The sequence below is a fragment of the Geobacillus sp. 47C-IIb genome (genome assembly GCF_014679705.1).
GTDB classification, from domain to species: Bacteria; Bacillota; Bacilli; order Bacillales; family Anoxybacillaceae; genus Geobacillus; species Geobacillus thermodenitrificans.
Map to the genome: position 1 here is coordinate 3,250,281 of NZ_CP061473.1, position 22,776 is coordinate 3,273,056.

Annotated in this window: 23 protein-coding genes; 18 read left to right on the forward strand and 5 right to left on the reverse strand. The window is 51.5% G+C overall.

Annotation, left to right across the window (positions count from 1 at the left end; genetic code table 11):
* The first annotated feature begins 64 nt into the window (after positions 1-64).
* Entirely contained in the window at positions 65-943 is an 879-nt protein-coding gene (locus IC804_RS16420) for a DMT family transporter (RefSeq protein WP_060475767.1), read from the forward strand.
* Positions 944-999: 56 nt separating this feature from the next.
* On the opposite strand, the gene IC804_RS16425 is transcribed toward IC804_RS16420, so the two are convergent.
* Both IC804_RS16425 and IC804_RS16430 read right to left on the reverse strand, forming a co-directional pair.
* Positions 1,000-1,461 (reverse strand): YjdJ family protein, encoded by a 462-nt coding sequence (locus tag IC804_RS16425; RefSeq protein WP_223812832.1) that lies wholly within the window; start codon positions 1,459-1,461, stop codon positions 1,000-1,002.
* 530 nt (positions 1,462-1,991) lie between these two features.
* Positions 1,992-2,597 (reverse strand): trimeric intracellular cation channel family protein, encoded by a 606-nt coding sequence (locus tag IC804_RS16430; RefSeq protein ID WP_008879536.1) that lies wholly within the window; start codon positions 2,595-2,597, stop codon positions 1,992-1,994.
* A 152-nt stretch (positions 2,598-2,749) separates the two neighbouring features.
* Here IC804_RS16430 and hflX point away from each other — a divergent pair, with 152 nt between their 5' ends.
* From hflX to glnA, 4 genes are all read left to right on the forward strand, one after another.
* Positions 2,750-3,997 carry a GTPase HflX gene (hflX, locus tag IC804_RS16435; RefSeq protein WP_008879535.1) on the forward strand — a complete coding sequence of 416 codons (1,248 nt, stop codon included), beginning with the start codon at positions 2,750-2,752 and terminating at the stop codon, positions 3,995-3,997.
* A gap of 13 nt (positions 3,998-4,010) precedes the next feature.
* The gene (locus tag IC804_RS16440; RefSeq protein ID WP_008879534.1) at positions 4,011-5,282 is read left to right on the forward strand and encodes a methionine gamma-lyase family protein; all 1,272 of its coding nucleotides are present in this window, start codon (positions 4,011-4,013) and stop codon (positions 5,280-5,282) included.
* A gap of 76 nt (positions 5,283-5,358) precedes the next feature.
* A complete protein-coding gene (locus IC804_RS16445; RefSeq protein ID WP_081157245.1) occupies positions 5,359-5,760 on the forward strand; it encodes a MerR family transcriptional regulator in 402 nt (133 codons plus the stop codon).
* A gap of 39 nt (positions 5,761-5,799) precedes the next feature.
* Complete coding sequence (glnA, locus tag IC804_RS16450) at positions 5,800-7,134, forward strand: type I glutamate--ammonia ligase (RefSeq protein WP_060475769.1); 1,335 nt, start codon at positions 5,800-5,802, stop codon at positions 7,132-7,134.
* Positions 7,135-7,197: 63 nt separating this feature from the next.
* Here glnA and lexA read toward each other — a convergent pair whose 3' ends face one another.
* Positions 7,198-7,821 carry a transcriptional repressor LexA gene (gene lexA / locus IC804_RS16455; protein WP_008879531.1) on the reverse strand — a complete coding sequence of 208 codons (624 nt, stop codon included), beginning with the start codon at positions 7,819-7,821 and terminating at the stop codon, positions 7,198-7,200.
* A 157-nt stretch (positions 7,822-7,978) separates the two neighbouring features.
* On the opposite strand from lexA, the gene yneA reads away from it, so the two are divergent.
* From yneA to IC804_RS16495, 8 genes are all read left to right on the forward strand, one after another.
* Positions 7,979-8,284 (forward strand): cell division suppressor protein YneA, encoded by a 306-nt coding sequence (gene yneA, locus IC804_RS16460; protein ID WP_008879530.1) that lies wholly within the window; start codon positions 7,979-7,981, stop codon positions 8,282-8,284.
* 18 nt (positions 8,285-8,302) lie between these two features.
* Positions 8,303-8,956: a YneB family resolvase-like protein gene (locus IC804_RS16465; RefSeq protein WP_008879529.1), complete on the forward strand. Its 654-nt coding sequence runs from the start codon at positions 8,303-8,305 to the stop codon at positions 8,954-8,956.
* 133 nt (positions 8,957-9,089) lie between these two features.
* The gene (locus IC804_RS16470) at positions 9,090-9,320 is read left to right on the forward strand and encodes a DUF896 domain-containing protein (RefSeq protein WP_008879528.1); all 231 of its coding nucleotides are present in this window, start codon (positions 9,090-9,092) and stop codon (positions 9,318-9,320) included.
* Positions 9,321-9,439: 119 nt separating this feature from the next.
* Positions 9,440-11,446 carry a transketolase gene (gene tkt / locus IC804_RS16475; protein WP_060475771.1) on the forward strand — a complete coding sequence of 669 codons (2,007 nt, stop codon included), beginning with the start codon at positions 9,440-9,442 and terminating at the stop codon, positions 11,444-11,446.
* Between the two features lie 187 nt (positions 11,447-11,633).
* Positions 11,634-12,071: a sporulation inhibitor of replication protein SirA gene (gene sirA, locus IC804_RS16480; RefSeq protein ID WP_008879526.1), complete on the forward strand. Its 438-nt coding sequence runs from the start codon at positions 11,634-11,636 to the stop codon at positions 12,069-12,071.
* A gap of 88 nt (positions 12,072-12,159) precedes the next feature.
* The gene (locus tag IC804_RS16485) at positions 12,160-12,372 is read left to right on the forward strand and encodes a YneF family protein (RefSeq protein WP_008879525.1); all 213 of its coding nucleotides are present in this window, start codon (positions 12,160-12,162) and stop codon (positions 12,370-12,372) included.
* A 125-nt stretch (positions 12,373-12,497) separates the two neighbouring features.
* Positions 12,498-14,237, forward strand: coding sequence for an ABC transporter transmembrane domain-containing protein (locus IC804_RS16490; RefSeq protein WP_011887192.1), 1,740 nt, complete (start codon positions 12,498-12,500; stop codon positions 14,235-14,237).
* Between the two features lie 19 nt (positions 14,238-14,256).
* Positions 14,257-16,035, forward strand: a complete 1,779-nt coding sequence (locus IC804_RS16495; RefSeq protein ID WP_081157246.1) for an ABC transporter ATP-binding protein — start codon at positions 14,257-14,259, stop codon at positions 16,033-16,035.
* Between the two features lie 22 nt (positions 16,036-16,057).
* On the opposite strand, the gene IC804_RS16500 is transcribed toward IC804_RS16495, so the two are convergent.
* Positions 16,058-16,237 carry an aspartyl-phosphate phosphatase Spo0E family protein gene (locus tag IC804_RS16500; protein ID WP_008879522.1) on the reverse strand — a complete coding sequence of 60 codons (180 nt, stop codon included), beginning with the start codon at positions 16,235-16,237 and terminating at the stop codon, positions 16,058-16,060.
* A 170-nt stretch (positions 16,238-16,407) separates the two neighbouring features.
* On the opposite strand from IC804_RS16500, the gene IC804_RS16505 reads away from it, so the two are divergent.
* From IC804_RS16505 to IC804_RS16515, 3 genes are all read left to right on the forward strand, one after another.
* Positions 16,408-17,115 carry a cytochrome c biogenesis protein CcdA gene (locus tag IC804_RS16505; RefSeq protein WP_011887195.1) on the forward strand — a complete coding sequence of 236 codons (708 nt, stop codon included), beginning with the start codon at positions 16,408-16,410 and terminating at the stop codon, positions 17,113-17,115.
* 62 nt (positions 17,116-17,177) lie between these two features.
* A complete protein-coding gene (locus IC804_RS16510; protein WP_011887196.1) occupies positions 17,178-17,534 on the forward strand; it encodes a response regulator in 357 nt (118 codons plus the stop codon).
* Between the two features lie 181 nt (positions 17,535-17,715).
* Positions 17,716-18,198 (forward strand): CcdC family protein, encoded by a 483-nt coding sequence (locus IC804_RS16515; RefSeq protein ID WP_011887197.1) that lies wholly within the window; start codon positions 17,716-17,718, stop codon positions 18,196-18,198.
* 267 nt (positions 18,199-18,465) lie between these two features.
* Here IC804_RS16515 and IC804_RS16520 read toward each other — a convergent pair whose 3' ends face one another.
* Positions 18,466-18,900, reverse strand: coding sequence for a DUF2621 domain-containing protein (locus IC804_RS16520; protein WP_008879518.1), 435 nt, complete (start codon positions 18,898-18,900; stop codon positions 18,466-18,468).
* Between the two features lie 357 nt (positions 18,901-19,257).
* On the opposite strand from IC804_RS16520, the gene IC804_RS16525 reads away from it, so the two are divergent.
* A complete protein-coding gene (locus tag IC804_RS16525) occupies positions 19,258-19,908 on the forward strand; it encodes a cell wall hydrolase (RefSeq protein WP_008879517.1) in 651 nt (216 codons plus the stop codon).
* Positions 19,909-20,027: 119 nt separating this feature from the next.
* Positions 20,028-22,712 (forward strand): sigma-54-dependent transcriptional regulator, encoded by a 2,685-nt coding sequence (locus IC804_RS16530; protein WP_008879516.1) that lies wholly within the window; start codon positions 20,028-20,030, stop codon positions 22,710-22,712.
* Positions 22,713-22,776: the final 64 nt, after the last annotated feature.

Here is a 22,776-nt window from a genome sequence, read left to right on the forward strand (position 1 = left end):
AGGACGGAGGGCGGGGATGTGATAAGATGAAGAAAAGCAGATAAAAAGGGGGGCGCTGCGCAAGATGAAGCAGCCCGTTCTTGCTTCCGTCTATTTGTCACTCGCTGCCAGCATTTGGGGCGGGATGTATGTCGTGAGCAAATACGTGTTGGACTACATCCCGCCGTTTACGCTCGTCTGGCTGCGTTATGCCATTGCCTTGGTTGTGCTTGTCGCGATTGTTGCGGCAAAACGGGAGCCCCTCCCAAAACATGGGCGCGACTGGGGGATGGTAATCGCAATCGGTGTCATCGGTTATATCGTTTCCATTTCGCTGCAATTTGTTGGCACGAAATGGTCGAATGCCCATACTGCTTCCCTCATTACCGCTTCAACACCGGCGTTTGTCGTTTTATTTGCCCGTTGGCTTCTTGGCGAAGCGCTCACATGGCGGAAGCTTGCCGCATTGTTGTTGGCGACAGCGGGGGTCATCGTCATCGTCGGCCTCGGGGGCGGTGGGGAGTCGACATTTGCCGGAAATATGGCGTTAGTTGGCGCAGCGGTCACTTGGGCGCTGTTGTCGGTGCTGGTGAAAATGGCATCGGCTCGCTTATCCGTCCTTTCCATCACGACATTCGCCATCTTGGTGGCGTTTATCGGCATGACGCCGATGCTGATGGTGGAAAGTCCAGAGCTGACCGCTGTTCACTGGAATGCACTCGTCGTGTTGGGCGTGTTGTACCTTGGCATCGTGTCAACAGCAGGCGCGTTTTTCTTGTGGAACAAAGGGTTGGAAATGATCGACGCCGGCATCGGCTCGCTCTTTTTCTTTTTCCAACCACTCGTCGGTTCGCTCTTTGGCTGGCTGTTTTTGCATGAGCAGCTTGACGTTAGCTTTTGGATAGGCGGGGTGCTGATTGTTGCTGGGGTCGTAGTGGCCGTGCGAAGCGAGCAAAGCGCGTAAGAAGGAATACGAAACAAAAAGCGAAGCGCCTGCGTTGGGCGTCTTCGCCTTCATGCTTACGATTTTGCTTGTCGAACGGAATGGTTTTTGATGGTCATTGCTCCGAGTGCCGCGCATACGAGGGCGCATCCGGACAAAACGATCGCTAGCCATGTTCCGCCCGCTGTCGTCGCATCCATGAAAGGAAGCGCAAGCCCAGGAAGCGTTGCACTGAAGACAAACAACACATAGGCAAATGTGCGTTGATTCAAATAAGATGCAGCGAGAATAAGCAAATAGACGGTGCAAACGATGAGCAAACTTGGAAAAACAGGGCGGAATTTGGCGGCATATACGAAATAGTCAAGCTGAGAAATGTCGTGCTCATGAACTACTGGGCCGGCGAGCCAGTGTGAAAATGGCGTTGAGTATTTCCATTCCCAAGGATCGTCGAGAATCGCGCTTCCTTCATACCAAGATACTAAAGCAGAAAAGAACCAAATCATCGCAACGACGCCGAATTGGATGAGTCGATACATATCGATGGTCTCCTCCTTTTCATATAAGCCATTTTGCTTCCATGCGCCTTTATTACGATGAACGCGCAGGGAGAAGACATGTGTCCGATTCGCCGAAATAATCATCCCTGCTGGATGTCCTAGAAACGATCAGATTGTGTCAAGATGGATGGGAGAACGATGAACCGACATCCAACAAGCGCTCTTGGAAGATCGTGCTTATGTGAAAGTCGAATGCACCGATGCCATTCGTCGGGCAAAGCCAGCCCGTTGTCATAAAGAAAAAGTTGCTTGTTGCTTGGAGTTATGCGGAGGTGTCCCAAAAGGAGCGGGACACCTTTTCTTGTTACCGCATGCAACACAATCAAGAAAGAACAGATGTTGTGTTTTGTTGAAAAAACATGACCGTTTCGGATCCGCCTTTTCTTTGGGCGTTGGTATGATTTTACGAGAATCGTATATCGTCATCACTAAGTGAAGGGGATGTTCGAATAAGGATTACAAAAATTGAAAAATGGAAGACAATATTGAAAGAACGGTCATGTTTTCAATCACTCTCCTCCAACCGCTCGGCGCGGCAGTTTCCAGCCATATGTGTACGACAAAATACGAAGGGCGGCGACGACAGTAAACAGTACATACAGTTCCACTGGCGACTCTGTCCATTTCAACCCGATAGCGAGACCGGCTAAAATCGCCCAGACGGCGTAGATTTCCGAGCGCAACACAAGCGGCTTTCTTCCCGCCAACACATCGCGGATGATGCCGCCGCCGCTACCGGTCAACACAGCGGCGACGATGACTGCGCTTAACGGATGTCCCATGTTCACGGCATACAGTGCTCCTTGAATGGAAAATGCTGACAGGCCGAGAGCATCAAAAAAGTTGCCCCATCGCTTCCACGGCGGGAGCATTTGTTTTGGGAACAAATACACAACAGTCATCGAAGCTAAGGCGACAAGAAAAAGCGGACCTTGTTGCCATAACGCGGATACAGGAATCCCGATCAACAAATTGCGCACTGCCCCTCCGCCAAAGGCGGTGACGATCCCTAAAATGTACACCCCAAGCAAATCGTACTCTTCTTCCATCGCAACGATCGCCCCGCTGATGGCAAAGGCAATGGTTCCGATGATGCTTAACACTTCCCACGTCATTCTCGCTGTTCCTTTCCATGCTGTTTTCCTGTATCATTGTAGGGGCAAAAACGGCGGGAAATCAATCATTTTTTGAACGAACTGGCAGGGTGGCAGCTGGATTTGGTATGATGAGAGCAGAGAAAAAGGACCGTTAGAAAGGAAGGGATGTCATGGGCCGAGAACAAGCGATCGTCGTCGGCTGTCAACTCGCCGGTGTTGATGACGAACGGTTCCGCTATTCAATGGAGGAGCTCGCTTCACTCGTTGCGACAGCGAGCGGCGAAGTGGTGGCGGAACTTGTGCAAAAACGCGAATCGCCGCATCCGGCAACGTATATCGGCAAAGGGAAAACAGAAGAGCTTGCCGCCATCGTCAAGCAGCTGGAGCCGGATCTCGTCGTCTTCAACAGCGAGCTGTCGCCAAGCCAAGCCCGCAATTTGACGAACATGCTTGGTGAGGTGAAAGTCATTGACCGGACGCAGCTCATTTTAGATATCTTTGCTCAGCGTGCCCGTTCGAAAGAAGGAAAGCTGCAAGTTGAGCTCGCCCAGCTCGAGTATATGCTGCCGCGCCTTAGCGGCCAAGGGGCGGCGTTATCTCGCCTTGGTGGCGGCATCGGCACGCGCGGCCCGGGGGAGACGAAGCTTGAAACGGATCGCCGTCACATTCGCCGCCGCATCGATGACATTAAAGGCGAGCTGCGGCGCGTCGCCGAGCATCGCGGGCGATATCGGGAGCGTCGGCAAAAAAACCGCGCATTTCAAGTAGCGCTTGTCGGTTATACAAACGCTGGCAAATCGACGCTCTTTAACCGGTTGACCGCTGCCGACTCGTTGGAAGAAAACTTGCTGTTTGCCACGCTCGATCCGCTGACGCGCAAGTGCATTTTGCCGTGCGGGTATACGGTGCTTCTCACCGATACGGTCGGATTTATTCAAGATTTGCCGACGACGCTTGTCGCCGCGTTTCGCTCAACGCTTGAAGAAGTGAAAGAAGCGGATTTACTGCTTCATGTCGTCGACTCGTCGCATCCGGATTACGCCGAACATGAGCGTACCGTATTGCAGCTTTTGGCGGAACTAGGAGCTTCTTCGATTCCGACCGTCACCGTTTACAATAAAAGCGACCGGCAAGCGCCACAATTTCTCCCGACAACAACTGATGCAATCGTGATGAGCGCACTCTCGGCCACCGATGTTGACCGGCTCCGCCGCTTTATCGAAGAAGCGGTGAAACAGCAAATGAGTCGTTACGACGTATCAATTCCGAGCGGAAAAGGAAAATTGCTTGCTCAGTTAAAAACGGACACAATTTTGCAGGAATGGCATTATAATGAACAAGGGGGCACGTACGAGTGCCAAGGGTACGTGCTGCCGACGCACCCGCTATATGGGGAGCTTCAATTATTTCAACGATAGAAAGGGTTTATCTATGTTTTGGACACAGTGGAGATACGGAGAAACAATCGCTGCTCTCATCGAGGAAGTTGAAGCACAAATTGCGCCGATCCACCGCTCCATCGATGAACGTGTCGAGGCGAACCAATATCGCGTGCTCGACAGTTTTCGCCGCCATCAAGTGAGCGACGGCCATTTCATCCCGACGACTGGCTACGGTTATGACGATACAGGGCGCGATACGCTTGATCGCATTTACGCGGATGTATTTGGCGCAGAAGCGGGCCTTGTCCGTCCGCAAATCATTTCTGGCACGCACGCGATCGCCATCGCGCTGTTTGGCGTGCTGCGCCCGGGCGATGAACTGCTTTACATCACCGGGGCTCCGTACGACACGCTTGAAGAGATCGTCGGCGTTCGCGGCAGCGGCGTCGGCTCACTGAAAGAGTTTGGGATTCGTTATCGGAGCGTACCGCTTACGGCGGACGGAGCGGTTGATTTTCCAGCGGTGCGTGAAGCGATGAACGAACGGACGAAAATGATTGGCATTCAGCGCTCGCGCGGCTACGCGACACGTCCATCGTTTACGGTCGACGAAATCGCCGAGATGATCGCTTTTGTCAAGGCAATCAAGCCAGATGTCGTCGTGTTTGTCGACAACTGCTATGGCGAGTTTGTCGAGGAGAAAGAGCCATGCCATGTCGGCGCTGATCTCATGGCCGGCTCGCTCATTAAAAACCCAGGAGGGGGACTGGCAAAAACGGGTGGCTATCTTGTCGGAAAGCGGAAGTATGTCGAAGCGTGCGCCTATCGGATGACTTCACCGGGCATCGGCGCCGAAGTCGGCCCGTCGCTGTACAGCCTGCCTGATATGTACCAAGGATTTTTCCTGGCTCCACATGTTGTCGGACAGGCGCTCAAAGGAGCGGTGTTCACCGCCGCAATGCTTGAGCGGGTGGGACTCGAGACATCGCCGGCATGGGACGCCAAGCGCACCGATCTTGTACAGTCAGTTCGTTTTGACGATCCAGAGCAAATGGTTGCTTTTTGTCAAGCCATCCAAGCTTCTTCCCCGGTGAACGCCCATTTTACTCCATACCCGAGCGAGATGCCCGGCTATGAGGACAAAGTCATCATGGCCGCTGGTACGTTCGTGCAAGGAGCGAGCATTGAGTTGACGGCAGACGGGCCACTGCGCCCGCCATATGTCGCATACGTTCAAGGCGGTCTTACGTATTCACACGTGAAAATCGCTGTTTGTTCGGCGGTTCACCGCTTGCTTGAACAGCAGTTGATTTGTTTGTGAGAAAATGTAACATCTCATTGACTCATTTCTTAACATTATGGTAAAATAAAGGTATCAAAAGCGAGGAGGAATTGGCATGAGCAGCCACATTCGTCGTTCCATGCCATTGTTTCCGATTGGGATCGTGATGCAGCTGACGGACTTATCAGCGCGCCAAATCCGCTATTATGAAGAGCACGGCCTCGTTATGCCAGCGCGCACCGAGGGCAACCGGCGGCTGTTTTCGCTCAATGATATCGACCGTTTGCTTGAAATTAAAGATTTAATTGACCAAGGTGTCAACCTTGCCGGCATTAAGCGAATTTTTGCCGCTCAGCAAGAGGGGCACCATGAACCGTCAGAAAAAGTTGGAAAAACAGAAAAACCGAAGCTGTCGGACGAGGAGTTGCGCGAAATGTTGCGGACGGAGTTGCTGCAGGCCGGACGGTTTCAGCGCGCATCGCTTCGCCAAGGAGATCTCGCTCGCTTCTTTCATTAATGATGGAAAATGATTTCGGAGCCGGGGAGGAGTTTAGATATGGCAAAATATACGCGCGAAGACATTATGCGCATCGTCAAAGAAGAAAACGTCAAGTACATTCGCCTGCAATTCACCGATATTTTGGGTACGATCAAAAACGTCGAAATTCCGATCAGTCAGCTTGAGAAGGCGCTTAACAATAAAATGATGTTTGACGGATCATCGATCGAGGGATTTGTCCGCATCGAAGAATCGGACATGTATTTATACCCTGATTTAGATACATTTGTCATCTTTCCGTGGACCGCGGAAAAAGGGAAAGTCGCCCGCTTTATTTGTGACATTTACAATGCGGATGGCACACCGTTTGAAGGCTGCCCGCGCTACAATTTAAAACGCGTGCTGAAGGAAATGGAAGCGCTCGGCTTTACGGCGTTCAACTTAGGGGCGGAGCCGGAATTTTTCCTCTTTAAGCTCGATGAAAATGGGCGTCCGACGATGGAATTGAATGACCGCGGCGGCTATTTCGATTTGGCGCCGACCGACTTGGGAGAAAACTGCCGGCGCGACATCGTGCTTGAGCTTGAGGAAATGGGGTTTGAAATTGAAGCATCGCACCACGAAGTCGCCCCGGGGCAGCACGAGATCGATTTTAAATATGCCCATGCTATTAAAGCATGTGATGACATTCAAACGTTTAAGCTCGTTGTCAAGACGATCGCTCGCAAACATGGGCTGCACGCGACGTTTATGCCGAAGCCGATTTTCGGCATTAACGGTTCGGGAATGCACTGCAACTTATCGTTGTTCCGCAATAACGAAAACGCCTTTTTTGATCCGAACAGCGATTTGCAGTTGAGCGATACGGCGCGGCAGTTTATCGCCGGTGTGCTGAAACATGCGCCAAACTTTACGGCGGTGACGAACCCAACGGTCAACTCGTATAAGCGGCTTGTTCCAGGCTATGAGGCTCCATGTTATGTTGCTTGGTCGGCGCACAACCGCAGCCCGCTCATCCGTATTCCGTCTTCGCGCGGCATGAGCACCCGCATTGAAGTGCGCAGTGTCGACCCGGCGGCGAACCCGTACTTGGCGATGGCCGTGCTGTTGGCGGCTGGGCTTGACGGTATTCGCAACAAGCTCACTCCTCCGGCGCCGGTTGACCGAAATATTTACGTCATGACAAAAGAAGAACGGCTTGAAGAAGGGATTGTCGATTTGCCGGCGACGCTGATCGAAGCGCTCGACAATTTAAAATCGGATGAGGTGATCATCCAAGCGCTTGGCAAACATTTATTCGAGCATTTCGTCGAAGCGAAAGAAATCGAGTGGGATATGTATCGGACAACGGTCCATCAATGGGAATTGGACCAATATATGGAGCTGTACTAATCATAAAAGCTGCCCCGACAAACGGGGCAGCTTTTGTTATGGAGCACGGCGCTGAACGGACTTTTAGTTGATCAGACGATAGACGCCAATCACTTTACCGAGAATCGTGCAGTCACGGACGATGATCGGTTCGAGATGGACGTTTTCCGGCTGCAGGCGGATATGGTCTTTTTCTTTGAAAAATCGTTTCACCGTTGCTTCGTTTTCCTCCGTCATGGCAACGACGATGTCACCGTTGTTAGCGGACGACTGCTGGCGGACGATCACGTAGTCGCCGTCCAAAATGCCGGCCTCGATCATGCTGTCGCCCATCACTTCAAGCATAAACAGCTGTTCTTCGCCGGCAGCAAGCCGTTTCGGCAGCGGGAAATAGTCCTCAATATTTTCAACGGCGGTGATCGGCTGGCCGGCTGTCACCTTGCCGATCATCGGCACGGAAATGACCTCCTCTTTTTCCCTTTCTTTTGTCAGATCGCTGTCCAAAATTTCAATGGCGCGCGGCTTCGTTGGGTCGCGACGGATGTACCCTTTGCTTTCTAGACGCGCAAGGTGGCCGTGGACGGTTGAACTCGATGCCAAACCGACTGCTTCCCCGATTTCCCTTACCGACGGAGGATAGCCTTTCGTTTTCACTTCTTGCTTGATAAACTCTAAAATTTGTTGCTGCCGTTTGGACAGTTTCGTCATCCTTTTTCACACCCTCTTGCCACATCATTTGTTTTCATTATAGCACGGGCGAAATGGAAAAACAAACATAAGTTCGAGTTTTTATTGACGAGAACAAACGTTCTTGATTATAATGAAAGAAAAGGCGAACACACATTCTAGAAAAAGGGTGGGGGAAATGAAGAAAACGTTGCTGCATTACCTCATTTTTTCGTGTTTGCTCGCACTCGTCTTGGTAGGATTCGTCTACGCCAGCAGCCCGATTGACAAAAAACAATACATGACGGTAACGGTCGCCTCCGGCGATACGCTTTGGGGGCTCGCGAAGCAATACGAGCCGGCGCACGGCTTGTCGCCGGACGAATTTATTCGTTGGGTGGTCGATGTCAATCGTTTGCCGAGCTCGCGCCTCACCGCCGGTGAACAAATCGTCATCCCTGTGTTAAAATCAAAGCAGGACGGCTCATTGGCCGTCAAGCGGTGATAGAAAGAAGGGATGGTCATGAAGGCGGTCATTTACTGCCGTGTCAGCACGGATAAAACGGAGCAGGAAACATCGCTTGCACGGCAGCGCACCGAACTGGAGAAGCTGGCGAAAGAGTGCGGCTTTGACGTCATCAAAGTGATCGCCGAGCAGGCGAGCGGCTACGAAGCCGACCGTGACGGAGTACTCGAGCTGCTTGCGCTTTGTGAAGAAGAGGAGGTCGACGCCTTACTCATTCAAGATGAAACACGACTCGGGCGTGGCCATGCGCGCATGGCAGTGTTGCACTGCTTGAAAAAAAGAGGGGTGAAAATATACAGCGCCAGCCACCATGGAGAGATGCCGCTGTCAGAGGCTGATGAGATGGTGCTGTCGATTATTGCCATCGTCGAGGAGTATCAACGGAAAATACATAATGCGAAGATTAAGCGCGGGATGCAGCGGGCCATTGCCCGTGGTTACCGGCCGGAGCGGAACTTAACGCGCCGTGGGGAAAACGCTGGGCGCGATCGGATTGAGCTGCCAGTCGAAGAGATCGTTCGCCTGCGCGAGCGCGGCTTGACGTTTGCGGACATCGCTGCGACGCTCCGGAGCTTTGGTTACGAGGCGTCCAAAGCGACCGTCCATCGCCGCTATCAAGAGTATATGGATGAACAGCAAGGGCGGCATTGACTGCGTGTTGTCCTTGGCTCTGAAGGTGCGGATCGGCAAAGAAAGAAGGTCAAGATGTCATCGTTGCCATCTCCCCGTGTCATCGGATAAGATAAAACAGAACGATAATATGGTAGATAGGAGAAGATGCTCAATGCTTGCCAAACATAAATTGGCCCGCATCAATGAGCTGGCCAAAAAGGCAAAAACGGTCGGCTTGTCGCCGGAAGAAGTGATGGAGCAGGCAAAGCTGCGCCGCGAATACATTCAGGCGTTTCGCAAAGCGATGACCGATATGCTTCACACGGTGAAGGTCATCGACCCGAACGGCAATGACGTGACGCCTAAAAAATTAAAGGAAAGCCAGCGCCATCGCCTCCATTAACCGGCAGTTAAGAAAGGCGAAGGCTCCTTGTTTTTTGACAGCGAAAATAACGTTGTACAAAGAAGTCAATTTTCTATATGATAGTAAATGACACCATATTGACGAAGGGGAGGAAAATGATGGCGCATTCGATTGAACAACTAGCGATTACGACGATTCGAACGCTGTCGATTGACGCGATCGAAAAGGCGAAATCCGGGCATCCGGGCATGCCGATGGGCGCGGCGCCGATGGCGTACACCCTTTGGACGAAATTCATGAATCATAATCCGGCGAATCCAAACTGGTTCAACCGCGACCGGTTTGTCTTGTCAGCTGGGCACGGGTCGATGCTGCTTTACAGCCTGCTTCATTTAAGCGGCTACGACGTATCGATGGACGACTTGAAACAGTTCCGCCAATGGGGAAGCAAAACGCCAGGGCATCCGGAATACGGCCATACGCCGGGAGTGGAAGCGACGACCGGCCCGCTCGGCCAAGGAATTGCGATGGCAGTCGGTATGGCGATGGCTGAGCGGCATTTGGCGGCTACATACAATCGTGACGGGTTTGATATGATTGACCATTATACGTACGCGATTTGCGGCGATGGTGATTTAATGGAAGGAGTAGCGAGCGAAGCTGCATCACTCGCTGGTCATTTGCAGTTGGGCCGCTTGATCGTTCTGTATGATTCGAACGACATTTCCCTGGACGGAGAGCTCAACCTATCGTTCTCGGAAAACGTCGCTCAACGGTTCCAAGCGTACGGTTGGCAATATTTGCGCGTCGAAGATGGCAACAACATCGAGGAAATCGCCAAAGCGCTTGAAGAGGCGCGGGCTGACCTCAACCGGCCGACGCTCATTGAAGTGAAAACGACGATCGGCTACGGCTCGCCGACGAAAGCAGGCACATCGGGCGTTCACGGCGCTCCGCTCGGTGCAGAAGAGGCGAAATTGACAAAAGAAGCGTATCGCTGGACGTTTGCCGAAGATTTCTATGTGCCGGAAGAAGTGTATGCCCATTTCCGGGAAACGGTACAAGAAGTCGGGGCGAAAAAAGAAGCCGAATGGAATGAACGATTGGCCGCTTACGAGCAGGCGTATCCAGAATTGGCCGCCCAGCTGAAGCAGGCGATCGAAGGGAAACTTCCAGACGGTTGGGAAGCTGCGCTGCCAGTGTACGAAGCTGGAAAAAGTTTGGCGACTCGGTCGTCGTCCGGGGAAGTCATCAATGCCATTGCCAAAGCGGTGCCGCAGTTGTTGGGCGGTTCAGCGGACTTGGCAAGCTCGAACAAAACGCTTATTAAAGAAGGCGGCAATTTCTTGCCGGGCAGCTATGAAGGGCGCAACATTTGGTTTGGTGTGCGCGAATTTGCCATGGGAGCGGCGTTAAACGGCATGGCGCTCCATGGTGGGGTGAAAGTATTTGGTGGCACGTTCTTCGTGTTCTCCGACTATTTGCGTCCGGCGATTCGATTAGCAGCGCTCATGGGGCTGCCGGTTACCTATGTTTTGACGCATGACAGCGTTGCTGTCGGTGAAGACGGCCCGACGCACGAGCCGATTGAACAGCTCGCTTCCTTAAGAGCGATGCCGAATTTGTCAGTCATCCGACCGGCTGACGCGAACGAAACGGCGGCGGCATGGCGTCTGGCGGTTGAATCGACGGACAAGCCGACCGCGCTCGTTCTGACGCGTCAAAACATACCGACGTTGCCGACAACGGCTGATTTGGCATATGAAGGCGTGAAAAAAGGTGCGTACGTCGTCTCGCCGGCGAAAAACGGTGCTCCGGAGGCGCTGCTTTTGGCAACCGGTTCGGAAGTCAGCTTGGCGGTGCAAGCACAAGAAGCGCTCGCTGCCGAAGGGATTCACGTCTCGGTCGTCAGCATGCCATCGTGGGATCGCTTTGAAGCGCAGCCAAAAGCGTACCGTGATGAAGTGATTCCGCCGGCGGTGACGAAGCGGCTGGCCATTGAAATGGGCGCCTCGCTCGGTTGGGAACGCTATGTTGGTGCGGATGGCGACATTTTAGCCATCGATCGGTTTGGCGCCTCCGCTCCGGGAGAAAAAATTATGGCGGAATACGGCTTTACCGTCGATAACGTCGTTCATCGCGTGAAAGCGTTGCTTGGCAAGTAATTCAATGACCGTGAGAACAGGTTGCCCTTGTGCTGTTGCAAGGGCAACTTTTTTGCCCTATTTGCGGCCGCTGGTCACTATAAACAAAAATCGACAATGTTAGTGAAAAAAATTGCCGTTAATAGACATATTTTTCTCCCCTTCTTTTCTATAATAGAGATAGATGAGATGAAATGGGGGATGGGGCATGGTTCGGTATTGGATTTATTTATTAAATGACGAAGTGGCGGCGCACTATCGCCATCGGACGGAAAAAGTTGTCGAATTGCTTCGGGAACATCAATATGCCAAAGCGCCGTTAAAAACGATTTGCCGCAAACAAGTCGAATTTATTACCGAACGGTTGTCGTTTTCACGTCTTGAGTTAGGCTTAAAGCAATATTTTAGCGGGCATGTCGGCAAAAATTTAGAGCGCAACATGTTCATTTTGCGAAATGACGTCGGTGAGGAAGCGCTGCTTGTCGTGCAAAAGCGCCGCCTGCTCCTTGTTGCTGATAGCGCGTCGCTGGCGGCTGACATCGGACAGGCGCTCGCACAATTAGCGCCGTCGTTTTTGGCGGTTGCTGCTGATTTTGCCGACTACCATTGGTTATCTGCGCCGGCGCAAGGAAGAAAATTCGCGTAACGTGAAGATTTTTGGCGCGAAATATTGTCTAATGGCACATCGTTTAGTACACTGTTAGGGAGACAACAAGAAGGAGGAAAATCGCTGTATGTGGGACACGATTCTCGTTGGTGTACTAGCGCTTATCGCTGGTATGGCGCTCGGGTTTTTCATCGCCCGCAAAACGATGATCAATTATTTGAAAAAAAATCCGCCGATCAATGAACAAATGATTCGCATGATGATGATGCAAATGGGCATGACCCCGTCGCAAAAGAAAATCAACCAAATGATGAAAATGATGAACAACCAGCTGAAATAAACGAAACAGACACTCGATCGAGAGTGTCTTTTTATTTTAGAAAAATGTTCTTTCTAAATTTTCCTAGTTTTGCTACAATGGTATAGCGGTTGTTCATTAGCGAAAATGAAAGGGGGGATGGCCGCATGAGCGTGTTCCGCGATTTGTTTTGGTTTTTTCGCCAAGAGAAAAAGGCGTATATCACCGGTATTCTATTACTCGTGATCGTTGCCTTTTTGGAAACGATCCCGCCGAAAGTGATCGGTATTTTAGTTGACCATATGAAAAACGGCACGATGACGAAAGAGGTGCTCATTCGTTGGATGGTTGCCCTTGCTGCCATCGCGGGGGCGCTCTATGTGCTCCGCTACGTTTGGCGTATTTGCATTTTCGGATCAGCCGTCAAGCTTGCCCGCCAGCTGCGCAACGAGCTGTACGCCCATTTTACGAAAATGGCGCCGTCGTTTTACCAGCGGAAGCGGATCGGTGATTTGATGGCCCATGCGACCAATGATTTGCAGGCGATTCAGCAAACGGCCGGAAGCGGCATTTTAACGCTTGTTGATTCGTTGACGCTCGGCGGGGTTGTGCTGGCGACGATGGCGTTTTCGATCAGCTGGAAGCTGACGTTGATCAGCCTGCTGCCGCTGCCGGTGATGGCTATAGCGACAAGCCGCTATGGAACGATGCTTCACCGGCGATTTTTAACAGCGCAAGAAGCGTTTTCGGCGCTAAATGATAAAGTGCAAGAAAGCATGAGCGGCGTCCGCGTCATCAAAGCGTTCGGCTATGAAGAAAAGGATGTCGAAGCGTTCCGCCGCCAATCGGAAGACGTCGTAGCGAAGAACATTGCGGTTGCTAAAGTGGATGCGCTCTTTGATCCGACGATCGGGTTGCTTGTTGGGCTGTCGTTTTTCCTCTCCGTTGCGTTCGGCAGTCAGATGGTCATTGCCGGCGAGTTGACAATCGGAGAGCTCGTGTCGTTTACGACGTATCTTGGCTTGCTCATTTGGCCAATGCTGGCGTTTGGCTGGCTGTTTAACATTGTCGAGCGCGGGCGCGCTTCATACGACCGCGTGCGGGCGCTGCTTGCCGAAGACGATGAAATCAAGGAAATGCCAGGCGCGCTTGCCGTTCCGCCGCAAGGGAGCATCGAGTATGATATCCGCCGGTTTGTCTATCCGGGCGAGACAAAACCGGCGCTTGTCGATGTTCGTTTCCGGCTTGAACGCGGGGCGACGCTCGGTGTCGTCGGCAAAACTGGATCCGGGAAAACGACGCTGCTGCGCCTATTGTTGCGCGAGTTTGACAACTATGATGGTGACATTCGCTTCGATAACCATGACATTCGACACTATACGCTTTCTGCCTTGCGGATGGCGATCGGCTATGTGCCGCAAGACCATTTCCTTTTTTCCGCCTCTGTCCGCGACAATATCGCTTTTGCTAAGCCGGAGGCGAATGAGAAGGAAATTGTCAAAGCAGCAAAGCTGGCTGACATTCATGATGACATTCTCCAATTTCCGGACGGTTATGAGACGGTCATCGGTGAGCGCGGCGTCTCGCTGTCAGGGGGGCAAAAACAACGGCTGTCGATCGCCCGCGCCTTGCTCATGGAACCAGAGCTGCTCATTTTAGATGATGCATTGTCGGCGGTCGATGCAAAAACAGAGGAACGGATTTTAACGACGCTGAAGCGCGAGAGGCGTGGGAAAACGACGATTATTGCCGCTCATCGTTTAAGTGCGGTCGAACATGCTGATTGGATTCTTGTCCTTGATGGCGGCCGCGTCATACAAGCGGGGACGCACGAAGACTTGATGGCTGAAGACGGCTGGTATCGTGAAATGTATCGGCGCCAACAGCTTGAGGAGCTTATGGAATGACATGGATAGGAGGGAGCGTATGAACGAACAAATATTGACGTCCAAAGAGCAACGGCGCATCTTGTGGCGGTTGCTCGCTTATATGGGGCGATACAAAAAAGAAGCTGTGCTCGCTTTTGCGCTCCTTCTATTGGCGACCGCGGGGGAGTTGGCCGGCCCGTATCTAGTGAAAGTGTTTATCGACGACTATTTGATGCCGAATCATCTCGCTCCGGGCCCGGTGGCGGCGCTAGCTGCCGCCTATATCGGCGTGCTCGTCGGAAAAACGATCATCGGGTATTTCCAGCTGATCGGGTTTCAGAGGCTCGCTTTATATATTATCCAAGCGTTGCGGATGGACGTCTTTTCCAAGGTACACCGGCTCGGGATGAGCTACTTTGACCGGACGCCGGGCGGAAGCATTGTCTCGCGGGTGACGAATGATACGGAAGCGATCAAAGACATGTTTATCAGCGTTTTAGCGGTGTTTGTGCAAAACGGTCTGTTTGTCATCGGCGTTTATATTGCTATGTTTTCACTCAACGCTCAGCTTGCGCTGTTTTGCCTGTTCATTATTCCGGCCATCGGATTGATTATGAAAACATACCGCCGTTACAGTTCGGTATTTTACCAACAGATGCGTGAACGGCTGAGCGAGCTGAACGCCAAATTGAATGAATCGTTGCAAGGGATGGCCATCATACAAGCATTCCGCCAACAGCATCGCTTATACCAAGAGTTTGCCGCCGTGAATGAGGCGCATTACGAAGCGGGAATGAAAAACATTCGGCTTGACGGGCTGTTGCTCCGGCCGGCGCTCGATGTAGTCTATCTATTGTCGATCATGGCCGTGCTCAGCTTTTTCGGTATCTCGGCGCTTGAGAGTCCGGTCGAGATCGGAGTGCTGTACGCATTTGTCAACTATTTGGAACGTTTTTTTGAACCGGTGACGCAAATGATGATGCGGTTGTCGCTCTATCAGCAAGCGATCGTTTCCGCTTCCCGTGTCTTTGCGCTCCTTGACCATGATGAAGAGGCGCCGTTCAATCCGGAACAAGCACCGTATACGATTGAGCGCGGAGAAATTGAGTTCCGCGATGTCAGTTTTTCATATGACGGCAAGCGTGATGTGCTAAAACGGTTGTCATTTACCATCCGTCCGGGGCAGACGGTGGCGTTTGTCGGCCATACGGGCAGCGGTAAAAGCTCCATCATCAACTTGCTAATGCGGTTTTATGAATTTGATCGCGGCGACATTTTGCTTGACGGCCGGTCGATCCGCGATTATTCGCGCGCCGAGCTGCGGCGATGTTTCGGTCTCGTTTTGCAAGATCCGTTCTTGTTTTACGGAACAGTGAAAGAGAACATTCGCATGTATAACGAGCAATTAAGTGACGAGGAGATTGAGACTGCCGCTCGCCTCGTGCAGGCGGACGCGTTCATCCAACAGCTGCCCGGCGGCTATGACCATCTGCTCGCTGAGCGGGGAGCCACGTTATCGAGCGGGCAGCGCCAGCTTCTTTCGTTCGCTCGCACCATTGCTGCCAAACCGAAAATATTAGTTCTTGATGAGGCAACCGCCCATATTGACACCGAAACGGAGGAGGCTATTCAAACGGCGCTCACGCAAATGCGAAAAGGGCGAACGACGATCGCTATTGCCCATCGTCTGTCGACGATTCAAGACGCCGACCAAATTTTTGTCCTCCACCGCGGTGAAATTGTGGAGCGTGGTACACATCAACAGCTGTTGGCACAAAAAGGGCTATACTACCAAATGTACTTATTGCAAAATGGGTTAGTCGACGCTCATGCATAAAGAAAAAAGCGCCTTTTCTCGCTTAGCGGGAGGCGCTTTGTTTTTGTTGTTTCCCTTGTTCACGCTGATAGGCGTTCAGCAGCGTATCGAGCTCTCTGCTCACTTTCATCGCTGCTGCGGAGTTTAATCCAGTCTTCGCTACGGTGTCGACAAGTTCCATTCGTTTCTGTTCAATCAAGATTAAAAGATTACGTTTCGGCACGAATAAACCGTCCTTTTCATCAATGTGGTGTATAGTATTTTATACTATTTTACCAATGAATGCAAAAATGGAAAATAGAAAAATTGACCAATGAAAACGAGAAATACGTTACGGAAAAGCGGATTTTTGCTAAAATAAAAGTAAAAAATGAGGCAGGGGCTGATTTAGTGATGAATGATTTAAATATATTTTTAGCGTTTGGCGCCGGATTTTTGTCGTTTATTTCTCCGTGCTGTCTCCCTCTTTACCCGGCGTTTTTGTCCTATATTACCGGGGTGTCGGTCAGTGAGTTGAAAGAGGAAAATGCGATGATGAATCGTCGCAGCTTATGGCATACGCTCTGTTTTTTGCTCGGTTTTTCACTCATTTTTATTTCGCTCGGTTTCGGCACATCGTTTCTCGGCCGATTGTTTGCTGACTATCAAGATGTGATCCGTCAAATCGGCGCGATTGTGATCGTCGCTTTTGGCCTTGTCGTCGCCGGGCTGTGGAAGCCGGCATTTCTATTAAAAGACCGACGCATTTCGTTCCGTGAACGGCCGTCAGGTTATGCTGGTTCGGTGCTGATTGGGATGGCGTTTGCTGCCGGTTGGACGCCGTGCATGGGGCCGATTTTAGTGGCGGTTATCGCCTTGGCGGCAGCCAATCCGGGTTCAGGGATGATGTACATGCTCGCTTATACGCTCGGTTTTGCTGTTCCGTTTTTCATTCTGTCGTTTTTTATCGGCAAACTGCAATGGATTCGGCGCCATAGTGCATCCATTATGAAAGCAGGCGGATATGTCATGATGGCGATGGGGGTCGTCCTTTATTTTGACTGGATGACGAAGATCATTGCCTATACCACAAGCATATTTGGTGGATTTACCGGCTTTTAGCGCAGCTGAAGCCGCCTTTTGTGCTGCCGGAATAGAAAACCGTTCAGGGGGACGTTGGAAAGATGGCTGCCATTTTGGTTGTCGATGATGCGAATTTTATGAGGGTGACGTTAGCGCGCATATTGCAAAAAGCGAACCATACCGTAGCCGGTGAGGCGAAAAACGGTAAAGAGGCGGTCGAACTGTATCGCCGGCTGCATCCGGAACTGGTCATCATGGATATTACCATGCCAGTCATGAACGGAATCGAAGCTGTACGGGCGATCAAGGAAATCGATCCAGGGGCGAAAATCATTATTTGTTCGGCGTTAGGGCAGCAGCGCATGATCGTTGAGGCGATTGAAGCTGGCGCTGCTGACTTTATTGTCAAGCCGTTTGAAGAAAGCGATGTGCTCGAGGCGGTGGCACGCCTTTTATAGACGGCTGTCGGCGTAAGGGGGAGACCATAGATCGAAAGCTCACTTTTGTTCTTTCCTTACCGATAGGAGGAGGGAGCAAGAACTTCCCGGCGCAGCTGGAGCGTTTGAAGAGGCGGTAGGCAACCAGAGCAGTTTTTGCTATAATAACAGTATTGTCCGTGAATTTTATGTGAAGAAGGTGATGGCTTTGTTGGCGCTTATTACATCGCTCATCGCCGTTGTGATGACTTTGTTCGTCTTTTTTGTGCGCATGAAAGCGGCAGAAAAGCCGACGAACGCCAAAAAAATCATTTTACCGCCGTTGTTTATGAGCACAGGGGCGCTCATGTTCATCGATCCGGTTTTTCGTGTTACGCGTGGGGAACTCATCGAAGCGGTTGTTCTCGGTTTGTTTTTCTCGCTGTTTCTCATTAAAACATCGAAATTTGAAATCCGCGGCCATGATATTTACTTAAAACGTTCGAAAGCGTTTGTTTGGATTTTGCTCAGTTTGATCGTCATTCGCTTTGGCTTAAAGACGTATTTGGGACGGACGATCGATTATGGCCAACTAAGCGGCATGTTTTATTTGCTCGCGTTTTCCATGATTGTCCCATGGCGGATCGCCATGTATGTGTCGTATAAAAAACTGGCCGCGCAGCTGAAGCCGCCGATGCTCACCTGATCTTCTCCTTCACTTGTGTCTACGGCGTCAAAACGAGAGGGTTCCGGTCGAGGGAAGAGGAGATGGAAGATAAAGAAAAAGCAACGCGATACCCCTTTTTTCATACAAATCGGACAACTTCGCGGTCTTGTACTTTGTTTTTCGCTGGAGGGCAAACGACCTTTTTGGTCAGCCCTCTTATTTTTTGCCGTCTAGCGTTCTTTTTGCCGAAGATTGTGCGGCCAAACAGGCGAAAGCCGCTGACATCCGACTGAAAGTGCGGAACGGTCAGCGGCTTTCTAATAAATGTTGATACGGAGCGAGATCGATGTTTTTCGCCTGCAATGTGCGAATTAAAAACTTATGGTCGCGTTTTGGCGTAGCGATAATATAACCGCGGATGAGCAAATCGCGCGTAATGCGGGGGGCTTGTTCCTTCAGGGCAAGCTCGCCAATTTTGCCGGCGATCTTTTGCCGTGCGACATCGCGGAACAGTTCCGGTACCGGGCGTACGAGTTCCTCAAGCAATGCCCTTTCTTCTTCTCCCCATAAATGACGTGTCTGTTCGATGTAATACTCCTGCCAGTCAAGCTCCGATTTTCCGTCTTCTTTCGGCAGCCGTTTTAAAAACTTACGGAACATAAAAAAGCCGCCAATCGACATCATGACGAGCAAAAAGACGACCCAAAACAAAATAAACCAAAGAAACCATCCGGTCAGCACGATGCCCACCTCAACGATCATCGGTAGTTTGTGCCGCCCAGCCTTCTCAAGCAGCTAGGCGGTTCATACAAGGTTCGTCTATTATTATGTCGAAAAGCGCACAGTTTGGCAAGTTTCAAGACGCAACTCTTGGAGCCTAAAAAACGGGGGGAAAACAGCCATTTTGACCTGTCATCAATTGTCACGCAACTGTAATGCAACTGTAAAAAATCTTGTCCCATCTTAGAATATCAAGCGCTTGAGCGATGGCAGACAGCGTCAATGGAAATGATAGACAGTGACCTTCCTTTTGCCCCCTGTTAATCTAGTAGACAAAGGAAGCAGGCTGAAACATCGCAATCAGGAGGGATGGAAGGAATGAAAAAAACGATTGTCGCTCTTGCTGCTGCCTGCTGCATGGCGTTCGGCTGGCAGGCGTCGTCAACAGAAGCAGCCAGTTCGTATACATACTATCAAGTGAAAAAAGGCGATACCTTATGGAAGATCGCCAAACAATATCACACAACTGTTGCAAAGCTAAAGTCGCTAAATAAGTTAAAAAGCGACATGGTTCATATTGGCAAGAAACTGAAAGTGCCGACTGTGGCGAAAACGACAACTAAAGCGTCTGCGAACAAAAAAGCGATTTCGTTAAGCGCCGTCGACCGGAAGCTGCTCGCCCAGCTTGTGCAGGCGGAAACGGGTTCGAGCGAGCCGTTTGCCGGCAAAGTGGAAGTAGCGCTCGTCATTTTTAACCGTGTTAAACATAAGGAGTTTCCGAATACGGTGCGCGGCGTCATTTATCAAAAAACAAAATCCGGCTATGCGTTTGCACCGGTCAAAACGGGAAAATTGACTCGCATTCAGCCGACGAAGAAAGATTACGAGGCGGTGGACAAGGCGCTTGCCCTCTTCCCAAACGACCGCCGCGGCTCGCTTTACTTCTATAATCCGAAAATCACGAAAGACAAATGGATGCTGTCGCGTCCGGTGACGATTCGCATCGGGAATCATGCCTTTGCAAAGTAACGGGGCCAACGAGGCCTCGTTTTTTTTGGATGTGTTGCTGTTGCCGAGCGGTTTTCCCACCAAATTGGCAGGAGTTTTCGGCCGCTGCTGCGAATGTGTTTAGCAAGGGGGGAGCGGCCGTGAAGAGAGTGGATCTTGTTTATGAAACGCTGCGAGAGTGGGAGCGAAGCGGAAAGCGGTGGGTGAGTGCCGAGGAACTGGCCAGTGTCCTTGGGCTTGACCGAGCCAACGTCAGTCGCGATTTAAACCGCCTTTGGCGGGAAGGAAAAGTGCAAAAGCAAACCGGGAGGCCGGTTCGATTTGCGTTGGCGTGCGGCTCGACCGCCGAGACGCGCCTCGATCGGATTGCCAAGCAGCAGCCGAGCTTGGCGGCCGCTGTTGAACAAGGGAAGGCTGCCGTCTTATATCCGCCCAAGGGGCTGCCGATGTTGATTGTTGGAGAGACGGGAACTGGGAAGTCGATGTTCGCTGAGCTGCTTCACGAATTTGCCGTTGCGGTTGGCCGTTTTCCGCGGTCCGCCCCGTTTGTGACGTTTAACTGCGCTGATTATGCCAACAACCCGCAGTTGCTGCTTGGGCAGTTGTTTGGCATCCGCAAAGGGGCCTATACGGGGGCGAATGAGCAAAAAGGGCTGATTGAAAAGGCAGACGGCGGCGTTTTGTTCTTAGATGAGGTGCATCGTCTGCCGGCGGAAGGGCAGGAAATGTTGTTTACGTTTATTGACCGCGGCGTTTACCGTCGGCTTGGCGAGACGGATGTGGAGAGAACGGCTAATGTGCTGCTGATTTGCGCAACAACAGAAGATCCGGAATCGAATTTGTTGAAAACGTTCCGGCGCCGCATTCCCATGCATATTTTGTTGCCGCCGCTTGAGAAGCGGACGCTTGATGAACGCTGCCGGCTTGTAATGCAGTTTTTTCAGGAAGAGGCGGTGCGGCTCGGGAAGGAAATTTGTGTCTCCGCTAATGCCATCCGTGCTTTTTTGTTTTATGCGTGTCCGAACAACGTCGGGCAGCTGAAGGCGGATATTCAGCTCGTTTGTGCCAAAGCATACGCCGATTATGTCACTGGAAAGAAACAAGCGGTGAGCGTCCATCGCGCGGATCTGCCCCTTCAAGTGCAAACCGGACTTTTGCTTGAGAAAAAACATCCGCGCTCCGCTTCCTATTCGCTGCCGCATCGATGGTATGCTTTCTCGCCGCATGGGGGCGAAGCGGATGTTGGCGGCGGACCAGTCGAATCTGAGTCGGTTTACGGCGCCATTGAGCGCAAATACGGCGAACTAAAAGAGCGGGGCATCGCCGGCGATGAGCTCGATTTATTGTTGGAAATGGACATTAAGCATTATTTCTCGCAATACATGAAAGGGGTGGATCGGCGCATCCGCAATCGCCGCGACCTCGAGAAAATGGTCACTCCGGATGTCCTAGCATTAACGGAAGCCATGGTCGTCTATGTGGAGAAGAAACTCGGGCGACGCCTTGCCAAGAAGGTGACGTATGCGCTTGCTTTGCATATTCAAACCGCAATCAATCGCCTGCGGGCCGGGACAATTGTTTCCCATCCAAAGCTGAATGAGGTTCGAGCGGCCTATAAGCATGAATTCGCGGTTGCGCTCGACTGTCTCCATCTGATGGAAGAGAAGATGCACATTGATCTCCCGATTGATGAGGCGGGGTTTTTGACGATGTTTTTTGCGCTCCATGAGGAACGTACTGAAGAGCGCGAGGAACGGGTGGCGGTCGTTGTGGTTATGCATGGCAACGGCGTTGCTTCGGCGATGGCCGATGTCGTAAATCAGTTGTTGACCGCTGCGTGTGTGTATGCGGTCGATATGCCGCTTGATGCCGACCCGAAACATATTTATGAACAGGTGAAAGCGGTATTGCAGCCTGTCGTATCGCAAAAAGGGGTGTTGTTGCTTGTTGACATGGGCTCGCTTGTATCATTTGCTAGCTTTTTGGAAAAGGAGCTCGCCGTTCCGGTAAAAGTAGTTTCTGCCGCCAGTACGCCGCATGTGCTCGAAGCAGCCCGCAAAGCGATGCTCGGCTATGCGCTCAATGACATCTACGAAGAAGTGAAAGCAGCGGCGCCGTTTTACGTCCGCGAACCGCTTTGGGAAGAGGAAACAGCGGATCAGGACATGCTGGCGATCGTTACTGCTTGTTTTACTGGAAAAGGAAGCGCATTGGCACTAAAACATATATTGGAAACGTATTTACAGCTAGATGAACACATGTGGCGCATCATCCCGATTCAAATGGCGGATGTCAAAGAAGCGCGCCAAACATTATCGAGTATCGCGAAACACTTTCGCATCGTCTGTGTTGTCAGTCATATTTGCCTCGATGAGCGAATCCCGCACTTCCCGCTTGAGGAGGTGCTTAGCTTGAGAGCGATGAAAGAAATACAGGCATTAGCTGATGTTGAAGAAATTCATGTGCATATGGCAAGAGAGTTGGCCGGCCACCTTCGCCATCTCTCACCAACGAAGGCCATTCACGCCATTCGCGCTGCGCTGGCAGCGATTGGCCGGGAACTTGGCTTAGATCCGGATGGTCGGGATATGGTGGGGCTTGTGCTCCATCTTTGCTGCTTGCTTGACCGTCTGCTTTCTGGAGAGAAGACGAGCAGTGGCCAAGGGACAGCGATCGAATGCAGGCATGAAGATGAGACGCTTTACAGGGTAGTCAAAGAGGGGCTGTTTCCGCTTGAACAGCGATACGGCGTTTGCATCGGTGAAGATGAACTGTGTCATATCGTTCATTTTTTTCGTTCGCTGCAAGGGAAACAAGACACGTAATGCGTAAGATTTAACGAGATTTGAAAACGCTTCCATTACACAGTTTCCGGCTGTTGACACACAA

Bases quoted from the DNA above. Each gene is read 5' to 3' on its own strand.
- IC804_RS16420 (WP_060475767.1), top strand. From the start codon at position 65: ATGAAGCAGCCCGTTCTTGCTTCCGTCTATTTGTCACTCGCTGCCAGC.
- IC804_RS16425 (WP_223812832.1), bottom strand. From the start codon at position 1,461: ATGTATCGACTCATCCAATTCGGCGTCGTTGCGATGATTTGGTTCTTT.
- IC804_RS16430 (WP_008879536.1), bottom strand. From the start codon at position 2,597: ATGACGTGGGAAGTGTTAAGCATCATCGGAACCATTGCCTTTGCCATC.
- hflX (WP_008879535.1), top strand. From the start codon at position 2,750: ATGGGCCGAGAACAAGCGATCGTCGTCGGCTGTCAACTCGCCGGTGTT.
- IC804_RS16440 (WP_008879534.1), top strand. From the start codon at position 4,011: ATGTTTTGGACACAGTGGAGATACGGAGAAACAATCGCTGCTCTCATC.
- IC804_RS16445 (WP_081157245.1), top strand. From the start codon at position 5,359: ATGAGCAGCCACATTCGTCGTTCCATGCCATTGTTTCCGATTGGGATC.
- glnA (WP_060475769.1), top strand. From the start codon at position 5,800: ATGGCAAAATATACGCGCGAAGACATTATGCGCATCGTCAAAGAAGAA.
- lexA (WP_008879531.1), bottom strand. From the start codon at position 7,821: ATGACGAAACTGTCCAAACGGCAGCAACAAATTTTAGAGTTTATCAAG.
- yneA (WP_008879530.1), top strand. From the start codon at position 7,979: ATGAAGAAAACGTTGCTGCATTACCTCATTTTTTCGTGTTTGCTCGCA.
- IC804_RS16465 (WP_008879529.1), top strand. From the start codon at position 8,303: ATGAAGGCGGTCATTTACTGCCGTGTCAGCACGGATAAAACGGAGCAG.
- IC804_RS16470 (WP_008879528.1), top strand. From the start codon at position 9,090: ATGCTTGCCAAACATAAATTGGCCCGCATCAATGAGCTGGCCAAAAAG.
- tkt (WP_060475771.1), top strand. From the start codon at position 9,440: ATGGCGCATTCGATTGAACAACTAGCGATTACGACGATTCGAACGCTG.
- sirA (WP_008879526.1), top strand. From the start codon at position 11,634: ATGGTTCGGTATTGGATTTATTTATTAAATGACGAAGTGGCGGCGCAC.
- IC804_RS16485 (WP_008879525.1), top strand. From the start codon at position 12,160: ATGTGGGACACGATTCTCGTTGGTGTACTAGCGCTTATCGCTGGTATG.
- IC804_RS16490 (WP_011887192.1), top strand. From the start codon at position 12,498: ATGAGCGTGTTCCGCGATTTGTTTTGGTTTTTTCGCCAAGAGAAAAAG.
- IC804_RS16495 (WP_081157246.1), top strand. From the start codon at position 14,257: ATGAACGAACAAATATTGACGTCCAAAGAGCAACGGCGCATCTTGTGG.
- IC804_RS16505 (WP_011887195.1), top strand. From the start codon at position 16,408: ATGAATGATTTAAATATATTTTTAGCGTTTGGCGCCGGATTTTTGTCG.
- IC804_RS16510 (WP_011887196.1), top strand. From the start codon at position 17,178: ATGGCTGCCATTTTGGTTGTCGATGATGCGAATTTTATGAGGGTGACG.
- IC804_RS16515 (WP_011887197.1), top strand. From the start codon at position 17,716: ATGGCTTTGTTGGCGCTTATTACATCGCTCATCGCCGTTGTGATGACT.
- IC804_RS16525 (WP_008879517.1), top strand. From the start codon at position 19,258: ATGAAAAAAACGATTGTCGCTCTTGCTGCTGCCTGCTGCATGGCGTTC.